A 15,047-nucleotide genomic window follows, 5' to 3' on the forward strand; every position below is an offset into this window, starting at 1 on the left:
GGCAGTCGATTAGGGCTACTAATGGGTAGTCAGTACCCTGGGCCCGTGTCCGAAATCGTGCCGTCCCAGATCGCCATCGGGGACGATGAGATCTTCGAGGCCCACGTAGGTGGGAAGCTTTCAGTCGAGATGAAGGCCCCGCTGGACACGCAGCGTGCGTTGTCGATCGCCTACACGCCGGGCGTTGCACAGGTCAGTCGGGCGATCGCCGCCGACCACACCTTGGCCGATCGCTACACGTGGGCGAACCGGCTGGTGGCCGTCGTCAGCGACGGCAGCGCCGTGCTCGGTCTCGGCGACATCGGGCCGGCGGCGGCGCTGCCGGTGATGGAGGGCAAGAGCGCGCTGTTCAAGCAGTTCGCCGACCTGGACGCGATCCCGATCGTGCTGGACACCAAGGACCCCGACGAGATCGTCGAAACCCTGGTGCGGCTGCGGCCGACATTCGGTGCGGTGAACCTCGAGGACATCTCCGCGCCCCGCTGCTTCGAGATCGAACGACGGGCCATCGAGGCGCTGGATTGCCCGGTGATGCACGACGACCAGCACGGCACCGCGATCGTCGTGCTGGCGGCGCTGATGGGCGCTTCCAAGTTACTCGGCCGCGACATGGGTTCGATGCGGGTGGTGGTCTCGGGCGCCGGGGCAGCGGGCGTTGCTTGCTCGAAACTCCTTCTCGCAATGGGGGTTTCGGACATCACGGTGCTTGACTCGCGCGGCATCCTGCACACCGGCCGTGACGACATGAACGTCGTCAAGACCGACCTGGCGCGCAGCAGCAATCCCCGCGGTCTCGCCGGCGGCATGGTGGAAGCACTCAAGGAAGCCGATGTGTTTCTCGGAGTGTCCGCCGGCGTGGTGCCCGAGGAGCTCATCGCCACGATGGCGTCCGATTGCGTCGTGTTCGCGTTGTCGAACCCCGACCCGGAGATCCATCCCGACATCGCGGCCAAGTACGCGGCCGTGGTGGCCACCGGCCGCAGCGACTTCCCGAACCAGATCAATAATGTGCTGGCGTTCCCCGGGGTGTTCCGCGGCGCGCTGGATGCCGGGGCGCGGCGGATCACGGAAAAGATGATGGTGGCCGCGGCCGAGGCGATTTTCTCCGTCGTGAGCGACGGCCTCGCGCCCGACCGGATCGTGCCGAGCCCGCTGGACCCGGGCGTCAGTGAGGCAGTGGCGCAAGCCGTGGCGCAGGCTGCCGACACCTCGGAGTGAAAATCGGCAAGCTCGCGGCGCTGCTGATCGCCGCTGTGCTCGCCGCCCCGCTCTGCGCCGGCTGTACGGCCGGTCCCGGCAACCCCCACCCCGCGCCGGGCTTGGTGGTCGGATCGAAGAGCGATCCGACGTCACGGGTGCTGGCCGGCGTCTACCTCGCGGCGCTGCGGTCCTACGGTTTCGCCGCGCGCGCCGAGACCACCGACGATCCGATGGCGCAACTGGACTCCGGCGCCGTTACCGTCACACCCGCCTTCACCGGCCAGACGTTGCAGACCTTGCAGCCCGGCGTGATGGCGCTGTCCGATGCGCAGGTCTACCGCGCAATGGTGGCGGCGCTGCCCGAGGGCATCGCCGCGGGCGACTACACCACAGCCGCCGACGACAAACCCGTGCTGCTGGTGACCCAACCCACCGCCAAGGCCTGGGGCGGCCAGGATCGCAGCGCGGATCTGAGCGTCCTGGAAAAGCACTGCGACGGGCTGGTCGTCGGAATCGTCGCCGGGCACCGGGCGCCGTCGGCGATCGGCAGCTGCCGGCTGCCCGCTTCGCGTGAATTCCCGTATGGCACAACGCTATTCGCGGCGATACTGGCCGGGCAGGTGACCGCGGGGTGGGCCACCACCGCCGACCCGGCCATTCCGGGCGACCTGGTGCCACTGGCCGACGGCAAACCGGCGCTGATCCAGGCGGAGAACGTGGTGCCGCTTTACCGCCGTAACGCGCTGACCGATCGGCAGGTGCTGGCGATCAACGAGGTGGCGGGCGTGCTGGACACCGCGGCCCTGGCCGACATGCGCCGCCAGGTCGCCGGCGGTGCCGATCCGCAAGCGATCGCCGGCGGTTGGCTCGCCGAACACCCGTTGGGCCGCTGAGAACCTAGCGCTTGCCGCTCGGTAGGAACCGGTGCGTGACCGGCCCGAACAGCCGCTGGTAGCCCGGCCCGGTCAGCCGGACCAGCGCGTCCAGCACTTTGGCGTCGGTGCCGACCAGCACCCGGGCCTTGTTCTTGCGAACGCCCTCCAAGATGATCTGCGCGGCTTTCTCCGGGCTGGTGCTGGCCATTCGCTTGTCGAACACCTTGGCCAATTCGGCCGCGTCCAGTCCTTCGGCGGCGGTGGCGTTGCGTGCGATCCCGGTCTTGATGCCGCCCGGGTGCACCGTGGTGACCTTCACCGGATGCCCGGCCACCCACATCTCTTGGCGCAGCGCCTCGGTGAAGCCCCGCACCGCGAACTTGGCCGCGTTGTACGCGGCCTGGCTCGGTACGGAGAACAACCCGAACACGCTGGAGATGTTGACGACGTGGCCGTCCCCGGACGCGATCAGGTGCGGCAGAAAAGCCTTGGTGCCGTTGACAACTCCCCAGAAGTCGACGTCCATCACCCGTTCGATGTCCTTGAACTGGCTGACCTCGATGTCGCCGGTGAATGCGATGCCGGCGTTGTTGTAGATCTGGTTGACCTTGCCGAAGTGCTCGTTGATCGCGGTGGCGTAGGCCAGGAAAGCCTCGCGCTCGCTCACGTCGAGTCGATCGGTTTTGACCGGAGCGCCGATGGCCTTCAGCTGATCCTCGGTCTGCGCCAGTCCCTCGGTGTTGACGTCACTGATCGCAACGCTGGCACCCGAGCGGCCGAGCTCGACGGCCAGCGCCTGACCGATACCCGAACCCGCGCCCGTGACCACCGCGATCTTGCCGGCGAATCCCTGCATGTGCACCCTCCCTCGTGTCCACAATTGCCTCGAGATTACCGGTACCAGCGGTCTCGGGTAGCAACGGGGTTACCGAGGGTCAGCTACGGCGCGCCAGCAACCGGCGCCCCAAGGTCACCGCCCGGCCCACCAGGCCCGGCCCGCCGTACAGCACTTCGCCATACCGGGCCCCGGCCACCCGCACCAGCAGGTCCGCGGATTTCGCGTCGGCACCGATCAGCACCCGGGCCTTGTTCTTGCCCACCGCCGCCAAGATGGTGCGGGCGGCCTGTTGCGGTGTCGTTTTGGCCACCTGCTGGTCGAAGTTCGCGAGAACCTCGTCCTGGTCGAGTCCCATGCCGACGGCGATCTCGGCGTTGGTGCCAAAAGAGGTTTTGACGCCGCCCGGGTGGACCACGGTCACCCCCACCGGGTGGCCGGCCACCGCCATCTCCTGGCGCAGCGCCTCGGTGAACCCGCGGACGGCGAACTTGGCCGAGACGTAGGCGACCTGACCCGGTAGCGCCATCACGCCGAGCACGCTGGAGATGTTGATGACGTGGCCGTCCCCGGATGCGATCACATGCGGGAGAAACGCCTTGGTGCCATTGACGACGCCCCAGAAGTCGACGTCCATCACCCGCTCGATGTCTTTGAAGTCGGTGAACTCGAGGGTGCCGATGTGGGTGAGCCCCGCGTTGTTGTAGATCTGGTTGACCTTGCCGAAGTGCTCGTTGACCTGGTCGGCGTAGGCGAGGAAGGCCTCGCGCTCGGTGACGTCGAGTCGGTCGGCTTTGACCGGCGCGCCGATGGCCTTCAGCTGTTCCTCGGTCTGGGCCAGTCCCTCGGTGTTGACGTCACTGATCGCAACGCTGGCGCCCGCGCGGCCGAGCTCGACGGCCAATGCCTGACCGATGCCCGAACCCGCGCCGGTCACGACAGTGACCTTGCCGGCGAACTTCTGCATGTAGACCCTTTCCCAAGTCCGCCCCATGCGTCGAGGTTAGCCGGTATCCACGGAAGTCCAGCCGGTGCGTGATGAATCTCAGCCGAACGCGGTGTCGAGTATCTCCTGCTGCTCGACCGCGTGCACCTTGGACGAACCCGAGGAGGGCGCCGACATCGCCCGGCGCGAGATGCGCTTGATCCCGGCCAGTTTGTCCGGCAGCAACTCGGGCAGCTCCAGGCCGAAGCGAGGCCACGCACCCTGATTCGCCGGCTCTTCCTGCACCCAGAAGTACTCGTTGGCGTCCGGGTAGCGGTCCAGCGTTTCGTCGAGCCGCCGCTTCGGGAGCGGCGCGAGCTGCTCGATCCGCACGATCGCGATGTCGTCGCGGTTGTCCTTGGCCTTGCGTGCCACCAGCTCGTAGTAGATCTTGCCGCTGGTCAGCAGGATTCTGCGGACCTTGCTTCGATCGCCGATTCCTTCTTCGTAGGTGGGTTCCTCCAGCACCGAGCGGAACTTGATCTCGGTGAAGTCGCGGATGTCGCTAACGGCGGCCTTATTACGCAGCATCGACTTCGGGGTGAATACGATCAGCGGGCGCTGAATTCCGTCCAGCGCGTGCCGGCGCAGCAAGTGGAAGTAGTTGGACGGGGTCGACGGCACCGCGATCGTCATCGAACCCTCCGCCCACAGCTGCAGGAAGCGCTCGATCCGGCCGGAGGTGTGGTCGGGACCCTGGCCCTCATGGCCGTGCGGCAGCAGCAGCACCACGTTGGACAGCTGGCCCCACTTGGCCTCGCCGGAGCTGATGAACTCGTCGATGATCGACTGCGCGCCGTTGACGAAGTCGCCGAACTGCCCCTCCCACAACACAAGTGCGTCCGGGTTGCCCACGGTGTAGCCGTACTCGAAACCCACGGCGGCGTACTCCGACAGTGGTGAGTCGTAGACCAGGAACTTGCCGCCGGTCGGGGTGCCGTCCTTGTTGGTCGCCAGTAGCTGAAGGGGCGTGAATTCCTCGCAGTTGTGCCGGTCGATGATCACCGAATGGCGCTGGGAGAAGGTGCCGCGCCGGGTGTCTTGGCCCGACAGCCGGATCAGCTTGCCCTCGGCGACCAATGACCCCAGCGCCAGCAGCTCGCCGAAGGCCCAGTCGATCTTGCCTTCGTAGGCCATCTCCCGGCGCTTTTCCAAGACCGGTTGCACGCGCGGATGTACGGTGAACCCGTCCGGGACGGCCAAGAACGCGTCGCCGATGCGGGCCAGCAACGATTTGTCCACCGCGGTGGCCAGCCCCGCGGGGACTATCTGGTCTGCCTCAACGGATTCGCTGGGCAGCGCGCCGTGCTTCTCCACCTCACGGACCTCGTTGAACACCTGCTCCAGCTGACCCTGGTAGTCGCGCAGCGCGTCCTCGGCTTCCTTCAGCGAGATGTCCCCGCGGCCGATCAGGGCTTCGGTATAGCTTTTGCGGGCACCGCGCTTGGTGTCGACGACGTCGTACATGTAGGGGTTGGTCATCGACGGGTCGTCACCCTCGTTGTGTCCGCGCCGGCGGTAGCACAGCATGTCGATGATGACGTCCTTGCGGAACGTCTGCCGGAAGTCCACGGCCAGCCGCGCCACCCACACGCAGGCTTCCGGGTCGTCGCCGTTGACATGGAAGATCGGCGCGCCGATCATCTTGGCCACGTCGGTGCAGTACTCGCTTGACCTGGAGTACTCCGGTGCGGTGGTGAAGCCGATCTGGTTGTTGACGATGACGTGGATGGTGCCGCCGACCCGATAACCGGGCAGCAGTGCGAGATTCAGCGTTTCGGCGACCACACCCTGGCCGGCGAAGGCGGCGTCCCCGTGCAACATCAACGGCATCACCGAGAAGCCGTCCTCGCTGTCGCCCTTGTCCAGCAGGTCCTGCTTGGCCCGAACCAATCCCTCCAGCACCGGGTCGACGGCTTCCAGGTGCGACGGGTTCGCGGTCAGCGACACCTGAATGTCGTTGTCGCCGAACATCTGCAGGTACACACCGGTGGCGCCGAGGTGGTACTTGACGTCGCCGGACCCGTGCGCCTGCGACGGGTTCAGGTTGCCCTCGAACTCACTGAAAATCTGCGAGTACGGCTTGCCGACGATGTTGGCCAGCACGTTGAGCCGGCCGCGGTGCGGCATCGCGATGACCACTTCGTCCAGTCCGTGATCGGCGCACTGGTCGATCACCGCATCCATCAGCGGGATCTGGCTTTCGGCGCCTTCCAGCGAGAAGCGTTTCTGTCCAACGTATTTGGTTTGCAGGAAGGTTTCGAACGCCTCGGCGGCGTTGAGCTTGCTCAGAATGTACTTCTGTTCGCCCACCGTGGGTTTGACGTGTTTGGTCTCTACCCGTTCTTCCAGCCAACGCTGTTGCTCGGGCTCGAGGATGTGGGTGTACTCGACGCCGATGTGGCGGCAGTACGCGTCGCGCAACAGGCCCAGCACGTCGCGCAGTTTCTTGTACTCGGAACCGGCGAAGCCGTTGACCTTGAACACCCGATCGAGGTCCCACAACGTCAGTCCGTGGTTGAGGATTTCCAGGTCGGGGTGGCTGCGGAACCGGCTGGTGTCCAAGCGCAGCGGGTCGATGTCGGCCATCAGATGTCCGCGGTTGCGGTAGGCCGCGATCAACTCCATCACGCGGGCGTTCTTGTCCACGATCGAGTCCGGGTTGTCGGTGCTCCACCGCACCGGCAGATACGGGTTGCCCAGCTCGCGGAAGATGTCGTCCCAGAACGCATCTGAGAGCAGCATCTCGTGGATGGTGCGCAGGAAGTCGCCGGACTCCGCACCTTGAATGATGCGGTGGTCGTAGGTCGAGGTCAGGGTGATCAGCTTGCCGATACCGAGCTCGGCGATGCGCTCCTCGCTGGCGCCCTGGAATTCGGCGGGATATTCCATCGCGCCCACCCCGATGATGGCGCCCTGGCCGGCCATCAGTCGCGGCACCGAGTGCACGGTGCCGATGGTGCCCGGGTTGGTGAGCGAAATCGTCACTCCGGCAAAGTCTTCGGCGGTCAGCTTGCCGTCGCGGGCGCGGCGCACGATGTCTTCATAGGCGGAGACGAATTCCGCGAACCGCATGGTCTCGCAGCCCCTGATGCCGGCTACCACCAGAGAGCGTTTGCCGTCCTTGCCTTGCAGGTCGATGGCCAGACCGAGGTTGGTGTGCGCCGGGGTGACCGCGTTGGGCTTGCCGTCGACCTCGGCGTAGTGCCGGTTCATGTTGGGGAACTTCTTGACCGCCTGCACCAGCGCGTAGCCCAGCAGGTGGGTGAAGGAGACCTTGCCACCGCGGGTGCGCTTGAGTTGGTTGTTGATGACGATCCGGTTGTCGATCAGCAGCTTCGCCGGGACGGCGCGGACGCTGGTCGCGGTCGGCACGTCCAGCGATGCCGACATGTTCTTGACGACGGCCGCGGCGGCGCCGCGCAGCACCTGCACCTCGTCGCCTTCGGCGGGCGGGGGCGTCGGGGGCTTCGGGGCGGGCGCGGTGGGAGCAGGCGCAGCGGCCGGTGGCGTCGCGGCCCCGTTGCCGGCCGCAGCGGTGCTGGCGGGCGGAGCGGGAGCCGCGGGCTGAGCGGGGGCGGGTGCGGCGGCCGGTGGCGCGGCGACGACGACCGGCGTGGGTGCCGCTGCGGCCTGCCCGTCGGCCGGGCTCGGGGTGTCCTGGGCTGCTGCGTAGGTGGGCTCGGGGTTGTAGTCCACCAGGAACTCGTGCCAGCTCGGATCCACTGACGCGGGGTCGTCGCGGAACTTGCGGTACATCTCCTCGACCAGCCATTCGTTTTGCCCGAATGGTGAACTGCTGTTGCTCACGGCCGCTGTTCGCCTCAATTCTTATGTCTTGCAGGCTCACTAAGCGCAATTGCTTGGCGCCCGCGATTCTGCGCACCTTTGGTTGACGAGGTACCTCACACCCGCGGCGGACTACTACGTTTCCGCCCCATAAAGGCTAACCCTTCGCCGGTGATTCGCCAGCGAGACCACCGAACCGGGGCCCGGACGGCTACCGGCTCACCTCGCGCGCCGTCGGCAATACATGCAAGGGATTCGGCCAGCGGGCCGGCGGGGCGCCGAACGCCTGGCGGGCATTGCTGACGATCTTCTTGCCCACGATCCGATTGCCGGCGCCACCGATCGCGGCGCCGATGCCGACGGGCAGCATCTTTCCGAACATCAAGGCACCGCGTCGCAGCGCGTACCGCTTTACGAAGTATTTGAGCATTCGAGCGTTGAGCCGCCCCAAACTCGACAGCGGCAGCGAGGCCATGCCCTCGGCCAGCCATCCGCCGTTGGTGCGCGCCGGACCGATCAGCTCGCCGATGGCGCGCTTGCTGTCGTCGCCGGCCAGGACGGCCAGCACCAGCGCGCGACGCCGCTCGTAGTGATCGGCGGGGATGCCGTAGACCTGTGCGGTCGACAGCACGAAGATCGCGGTCGCTTCGAGGAAGAACACGGTTTCGCCGGCACCCGCCGACAGCGCCGCCAACGTCCCGATCCCGGGAAAGGTCGCCGCCGAACCGACCGCCGCGCCGCTGGCCATCAAGGCGGCCAGGTAGCGGTTCTCCAGCTTGGTGACGATCTCGGCGGGGCTCGCGCCGGGGTGTGCCCGTCGCAGCCGGGCCACCAGGGCCTCCGCGGCCGGGCCCTGGATCCGCGAACTACGCTCGATGACCTGCGCCAATGCGCGCGTAGAAGCCTTAGGGCGACCGGACCGTCCGGACGGCACGTTCTCAGGTGATTCCTCGGACCGTTTCAGGGACCAAAGCCCTGACCTATTGCGTCGTGCGCTCATAGTGCCTCTCCTGCCAATGGCGTCCCTTCAGGCTAACGCGAGTTTGCTGAACGCGGGGCCAGCCGCATTGCGTGCGCGTCAATCCGACCGCGGACGGCGGCCGGTCGCCCGTCGCGGAATAATGCAGGCTGGACACAGCTCGAGCCGTTTGTCGGCTGCGGCTGGGGGAATCGTTGCGTGCGGGCGGTATCACACCCTGCTCACGGCGGTAAGCCGGCCGTCGGGCGCTGAAGCGAGGTGAGTGCATGACTACGGCCACGTCCGGGTCGTCCGGGGAAACCCGGCGCGCGGGGCCGAGTCGTGCCGATATGGCCACCGACCGCAAGTTCCTGCCCCCATCGGGCCCACTGAGGAGCGGAAACCCGTGGCACGCACTCTGGGCGATGATGATCGGGTTCTTCATGATCATGGTCGACTCGACCATCGTCGCGATCGCCAACCCGACCATCATGGCCGACTTGCACATCGGGTACGACGCCGTGGTCTGGGTGACGAGCGCCTACCTGCTCGGGTATGCGGTGGTGTTGCTGGTGGCCGGTCGCCTTGGTGACCGGTTCGGTACGAAGAACCTGTACCTGATCGGTCTGGTGGTGTTCACCGCCGCCTCGATGTGGTGCGGGCTGGCCGGCAGCGCCGGCATGCTGATCGCCGCGCGGGTCGTGCAGGGGATCGGCGCCGGGGTGCTCACCCCGCAGACCTTGTCGACGATCACCCGGATCTTCCCGCCGCAGCGGCGCGGGGTGGCGGTCAGCGTGTGGGGCGCCACCGCCGGCGTCGCCAGCCTGGTCGGTCCGTTGGCCGGTGGTGTGCTGGTGGACGGGCTGGGCTGGGATTGGATCTTCTTCGTCAACGTCCCGATCGGCATCGCGGGGGTGGCGCTGGCGGTATGGCTGGTTCCGGAGCTGCCCACGCAGGCGCACCGGTTCGACCTGGTCGGCGTCGGCTTGTCCGGGGTGGGCATGTTCCTGATCGTGTTCGGTCTGCAACAGGGCCAGTCCGCCCATTGGCAGCCGTGGATCTGGGCGACGATCGTGGCCGGCGTCGGGTTCGTGTCGGCGTTCGTCTACTGGCAGTCGGTGAACACCCGGGAGCCGCTGATCCCGCTGGACGTGTTCGCCGACCGTGATTTCAGCCTGTGCAGCGTCGGGGTGGGCATCACCTCGTTCGCCGCGACGGCGTTGATGTTGCCGGTGACCTTCTATACGCAGACGGTGTGCGGGTTGTCGCCGACGCGTTCGGCCCTGCTGATCGCGCCGATGGCGATCGCCAACGGTGTGCTCGCGCCGTTCGTCGGCCGGATCGTCGATCGATACCACCCGCGGCCCGTGCTCGGTTTCGGCTTTTCGGTGCTGGCGATCGCGCTGACCTGGCTGTCGTTCGACATGGCCCCGGACACGCCGATCTGGCGGTTGGCGTTGCCGTTCACCGCAGTTGGTGTCGGGATGGCGTTTGTGTGGTCGCCGCTGACGGCCACCGCCACCCGCAATCTGGCGCCGGAGCTGGCCGGCACCGGATCCGCTGTCTACAACTCCGTCCGCCAGCTCGGGGCGGTGCTCGGCAGCGCCGCGATGGCCGCGTTCATGACATGGCGGATCGGTGCCGAGATGCCGCCCGACGTGTCCGATCAAGACGCGGGGGCCGGTGCTATTCCACTGCAATTGCCCGAGTTCGTGCGCGAGCCCTTCTCGGCCGCGATGTCGCAGTCGGTGCTTTTGCCCGCGTTCATCTCGCTGTTCGGGATCTGCGCGGCGCTGTTCCTGGTCGGCTTCGCGTCCTCGATGATGTCCCGCGCGGGCATCGGTGGTGCGCCGTCCGACGATGACGATCGCGATGACGATGACGATGACGACTATGTCGAAGTCATCCTGCGCCGCGAGCAGAGCGAAGAGCCGGCGCCAAGCGCGCCTGCGCCCGGCGCCGCGATCGCACCGGCCGAGGAACGGCACAGGGACCCGGTCGAATCGCGCCGCCGACGTCGTGACGACCCGCCGTCGCGACCAGAACCGATTGGTTTCGCGCACAACGGCTCTCGTGCTGACCGCGAAAAGCGTTTTCGGCCTATCGTCGAGCTGCCGCCGCACTGGCACGGTCCGGCCACCCGCAGCGATCGCAGCGCGCCGTCGCCGGGTCGCCGGGTGAACGGCTCCACGCGGGCGGCGCGCGGCCAGCGTTACGGCCCGGATGACGACCCCACCGGCCGCGGCCGGCCTTCCCCGGGCGGGTAGGCCCGACCGGGCGTCCTCAGCCGTCCGCCGTCAACGCCAAGAAGCCGCCCAACTCCAGCAGGCCGGCCGGTGTGCTGGGCAGGTACTCGGTCAGCAGCTCAGAACGCACGATGACCGCCGTGTACTGCGCGCGGCTGACCGCGACATTGAGCCGATTCCTGTTGAGCAGGAACGAGATTCCGCGTGGCACTTCGTCGACCGACGATGCCGTCATCGAGATGAAGACCACCGGCGCCTGCCCGCCCTGGAACTTGTCGACGGTTCCGACCCGCACCGCGTCCAGACCCGCGGACGTCAACCGCTGGCGCACCAGTGACACCTGAGCGTTGTAGGGCGCCAGCACCAGCACATCCGAGGCGGCCAATCCCCGGGTGCCGTGCTCGTCGGTCCACGGCGATCCGAGCAGCCGCCGGATCTCGGCGACGATCGTGTCGGCTTCCTCGGAGCTTTCGATTGAATTACCTTGGTGGCGAACGGAAATCACGCGTACGCCGGGCTGACAGCCGTCGAGGCGGCGGGCGGCCGTGCGCTCGGTGACCGAATGCAGTCTGCCCTCATACGACAGCTCGGAGACCGCGGCGCAGACCGCCGGATGCATCCGGTAGGAGAGGTCCAGGAAGTAGCCGCGCTCGTCTGGCAACGTGCGCTGACCGTCGACCAGCCAATCGAGGGCCGAGGTGTCGACGGGTTCGGGATGAGTGCCCTGACTGACCTGCGGCAGCTGCTGCGGGTCCCCGAGTAGCAGCAGGTTGCTGGCCGCCGGCGCCACGGCGATCGTGTTGGCCAGGCAGAACTGGCCCGCCTCGTCGATGACGAGCAGATCCAGGCTGCCCGGCAACACCCGATTCGCGTTGGCGAAATCCCAAGCCGTACCGCCGATCACGCATCCGGTGCTGGCCGAGATGAATGCGGCGTACTCGCTGCCGTCGATCTCCTGCCAGCGCGGCGCGTGGTGGTCGTACTTCTTCTTCGCGACCCGGCTCGGTTCCAGCCCGGCATCGATCACGGCGTCGAGCAAGTTCTCCACCGTGGCGTGCGATTGTGCTACCACACCGACGCGCCAGCCGTGTTCGGTGACCAAGCGGGCGATCACCTGGGCGCCGGTGTAGGTCTTTCCGGTCCCCGGTGGGCCATGCACCGCCAGGTACGACGATTCGAGATCCAGTGCTGCTGCGGTGATATCGGCGATGGTGTCGGTGCTGCGCGGCAGCGCGGCGCCGCTTCTCGTGCGGGGTGCCCGGCGCAGCAGCACATCGATCATCGCGGTGCCGGGTAGTTGCGGGAGCCCGGCGGCCACCGCGACGGCGGTGGCTTCGATCGACTCGCGCAGCGCCGTCGTGGGAAGCGGCGGCCCGGGCGTCAGCGCAAAGGGGAGTTGCTGAAAGGCGGTGCCGTCACTGCCTATTCGTTCCAGGATGACGACTTCGGTGGGTACCGCCGGATCGTCGATCTCGACGACGGTGGCCCGTCCGGCCGCCCGCCGGTCCGGATTGTCGCTCATGCTCGGCGGCGCCGGCGCCTCGTAGAGCGCGAAGACGTCCCTCATCAGGTCGCCGCGGGCGAGTTCACCGCGCAGCGCCACCCGTCGCTGCGGCTTGCGGGCCCGCGGCGGCGTGTGCCAGTCCACACTGACGGATGCCTCGTCGGCGACGAACACGTCGGTATTGTCCGCCCATTCGTCGACCGGGAAGTTCAGCCGGTCGAAATGCGCCCACCAGAACGGTTTGTCCTCACGGCGGTGGTAGCCGCGCGCCGCGCTCACCAACGCGACGGCGATCTGCTCCGGGGTGCGGTCGCCGACGGCGGCGTCCCCGGTGAACGCCGACAATGCGGTCGCCAGCTGATCATGGTCGTCGACGGTGTCGCCACCGGAAACCGGTTGGGCGCCAACCGGTGTGACGCCGGATTCCCAGGCGCGCACCAACAGCCAGTTACGCAGTTCCTGCGTCGACCGGCAGTCGTAGTGGTTGTAGTCCTCGATCTCTTTGAGCACGGTTTCGGCTTCGTCGGCGCGGCCGTTGTCGCGCAGTTCGCAGGACTTGGCGTAGGAGGTGATCGAATCGGCGGCCGTGGTGACCTCCCCAGAGCGCAGCTGTGTCCCCATGTACAAGGGCTCCAGGGCTTTGAGGCTGAACGACTCGGCACCGGACTGAATACTCTTGCGCACCAACGGATAAAGGTCGACCAGCGTCCCGCTGCGCAGCAGGTCGTCGACCTCGTCCTCGCCGACGCCGTAGCGTCCGGCAAGCCGCAACAAGGCGGTCTTCTCATACGGCGCGTAGTGGTAGATGTGCATGTTGGGGCGGCGCTTGCGGCGCTTTTTCACCATCGCCAGGAAATCGACCAGGGCCTTGCGCTCCTCGACCCGGTTATGCGCCCACAGCGGGCTGAATTTCCCCGCGGCGTCCAAGACACCGAACAGGTACTCCAGGCCCCAGTCGTGGCCGTCGGCGGTCCACAGCGGATCGCCCTCGAAGTCGAAGAACAGATCGCCGGGGTCGGGCTCCGGTAACAGCGTCAGCGGCTTCGGATCGACGACCTCGAACTGCGCAACCCCGGTATCACGTTGCCGTACTTGCAGTTTGGCCTGGGCGGTCAGCTTGGCCACCGCGCTGGGCGCCAGGTCGGGCACCGGACCGCGGTGTTGGGCCAAGTCCGCGACCGTGCTGATCCCGGCGTCAATCAGCTTGTCCCGTCGGCTGACTCGCATGCCCGCCACCAGCAGCAGATCGTCGCGTGCTTGCACCTGCTCGGCGCACATCGGACAGCGAAAACATGCCCGCACGCCCTCGTCTTCCCAGCGCACCGGGGCTCCGGCGGCGTGGTGCTCGTCGAGCAATCGCTGCAACAGTGCGCGCTGGGATCGAAAGACGGGGATCAGATCGCAGACTCGATACCGCAGGACCGAGCCGTCGCCCAGCCGCAGCTCGGCCTCGTCCGCGACCGACACGCCCATCCCGGTCAGCGCGTCGGCGTAGGCCGCCAGCTGCAGCAACGCGGTGACCTTGGGTGAGCGGGCCAGCTTGGTGTCGATGAGCCGATACTGCGCGGCGTCGGCAACCAGGAAGTCGGCGAACCCGACGAAGCGGCCGTCGAACATCGCGGCCTGGTACACCACCGGAGCGTGGTTGGCGATCGCGCGCCGGGTCGCCTCGGCGGCAGCGGTCAGGCCCGCCAGCGTGTAGGCCGGACGGCCGATGACCGCGACGCCGTCCGCGAACTCCGTGCGCAGCCGGTCGAGTTCGCGTCGCTCGTGGTCGTCACCGAGGGCCGCGGTGCGAGCCAGCAGTTCGTCCTCGACGTCGACAGCGGGGCCCCAGCCCAGCTTCGCGTCGAAATTCCGTAGCAGCGCGTACTCGCATCGGGCGGCCGCGGCCAGGTCCGACGCGCTGTACACGATGCTGTCGTCGGTGACGAACACAGCAGCCACTGTAGGTGAGGCGGCCGACAGCGCGGCGGTTCTGCGAAGGTGTGCCGGGTCAGTGCGCGGGGACGTTGCCGATCAGCTCGACGGTGTTGCCGTTCCAATGGAATCGGACGTTGGTGTTCAGGCCGCTGATACCGCTGGGGTAGGTCAATGCCACCGTGTCGCCGGTGGTTTGCGCCGCGTCGATGCCGTTGAACCCGTAGGTGTCCGGCACTCCCTGCGGGATGAACTGACCGAGATGAAACAGCACCGCCCGGGTCGTCGCATTGACGGCGTTGGTATTGGCCTTGATGATCACCGCGGAAAGCTGGGCGCACTGGTTGTAGTTACCGGCCAATGGCTCCGGGTTCCAGGCCTGTTGGCTGCGTGGATCGCGGGGCAAGTCGGAGACCACTTTCGCGATCGTGGGCGAGGCCAGATTGACCGCGCACGGGTCGGCCGGCGCGCTGGAACCGGGCGACACGATTTCGGTCGGTTTGGGCGTGGCGGGTGCGGTGATGGACGCGGTCGCCGTGGTGGCTTGCGGTGTCTTGGCGACGGTCGAATCTCCAGAACCGCAGCCGGTCAACGTCGCGGCGAGCAGGACGCCGATGGTCAGTGGCTGGACACGGCACGGTAGGCACCACACATCGCGCAACCGTACCGGCACCGCGTACCCCGGTGTGACAGGCATGCCGCGGTCGCCCGATGAACACCGCTGCGCTGCGCTCG

The 15,047-nt window shown here is 67.3% G+C and carries 9 protein-coding genes; 3 read left to right on the forward strand and 6 right to left on the reverse strand.

The features are described from left to right. Positions 1–21 precede the first annotated feature (21 nt). Entirely contained in the window at positions 22–1,218 is a 1,197-nt protein-coding gene (locus LMQ14_RS06965; protein ID WP_420714622.1) for an NAD(P)-dependent malic enzyme, read from the forward strand. Continuing rightward, positions 1,215–2,093, forward strand: a complete 879-nt coding sequence (locus LMQ14_RS06970) for a glycine betaine ABC transporter substrate-binding protein (RefSeq protein WP_267734046.1) — start codon at positions 1,215–1,217, stop codon at positions 2,091–2,093. Before LMQ14_RS06965 ends, LMQ14_RS06970 begins: the two co-directional genes overlap by 4 nt. A 4-nt stretch (positions 2,094–2,097) precedes the next feature. Here the strand turns inward: LMQ14_RS06970 and LMQ14_RS06975 are convergent, their stop codons facing one another. The 4 genes from LMQ14_RS06975 to LMQ14_RS06990 form a co-directional block, all read right to left on the reverse strand. Beyond that, positions 2,098–2,931 carry an SDR family NAD(P)-dependent oxidoreductase gene (locus LMQ14_RS06975; RefSeq protein WP_267734047.1) on the reverse strand — a complete coding sequence of 278 codons (834 nt, stop codon included), beginning with the start codon at positions 2,929–2,931 and terminating at the stop codon, positions 2,098–2,100. Between the two features lie 79 nt (positions 2,932–3,010). Then, positions 3,011–3,877, reverse strand: coding sequence for an SDR family NAD(P)-dependent oxidoreductase (locus LMQ14_RS06980; RefSeq protein WP_267735392.1), 867 nt, complete (start codon positions 3,875–3,877; stop codon positions 3,011–3,013). A gap of 78 nt (positions 3,878–3,955) precedes the next feature. Further along, positions 3,956–7,705, reverse strand: a complete 3,750-nt coding sequence (locus LMQ14_RS06985; protein ID WP_267734048.1) for a multifunctional oxoglutarate decarboxylase/oxoglutarate dehydrogenase thiamine pyrophosphate-binding subunit/dihydrolipoyllysine-residue succinyltransferase subunit — start codon at positions 7,703–7,705, stop codon at positions 3,956–3,958. Positions 7,706–7,895: 190 nt separating this feature from the next. Continuing rightward, a complete protein-coding gene (locus tag LMQ14_RS06990) occupies positions 7,896–8,684 on the reverse strand; it encodes a hypothetical protein (RefSeq protein WP_267734049.1) in 789 nt (262 codons plus the stop codon). 245 nt (positions 8,685–8,929) lie between these two features. Here LMQ14_RS06990 and LMQ14_RS06995 point away from each other — a divergent pair, with 245 nt between their 5' ends. Further along, a complete protein-coding gene (locus LMQ14_RS06995; RefSeq protein WP_267734050.1) occupies positions 8,930–10,909 on the forward strand; it encodes an MFS transporter in 1,980 nt (659 codons plus the stop codon). Positions 10,910–10,925: 16 nt separating this feature from the next. On the opposite strand, the gene LMQ14_RS07000 is transcribed toward LMQ14_RS06995, so the two are convergent. Next, on the reverse strand, positions 10,926–14,330 hold the full coding sequence (locus LMQ14_RS07000) for a TM0106 family RecB-like putative nuclease (protein ID WP_267734051.1): 3,405 nt from the start codon (positions 14,328–14,330) through the stop codon (positions 10,926–10,928). A gap of 58 nt (positions 14,331–14,388) precedes the next feature. Beyond that, a complete protein-coding gene (locus tag LMQ14_RS07005) occupies positions 14,389–14,973 on the reverse strand; it encodes an LppP/LprE family lipoprotein (RefSeq protein ID WP_267735393.1) in 585 nt (194 codons plus the stop codon). Positions 14,974–15,047 lie beyond the last annotated feature (74 nt).

This window comes from Mycobacterium sp. Aquia_213 (genome assembly GCF_026625985.1).
In the GTDB taxonomy this organism is placed as follows: domain Bacteria; phylum Actinomycetota; class Actinomycetes; order Mycobacteriales; family Mycobacteriaceae; genus Mycobacterium.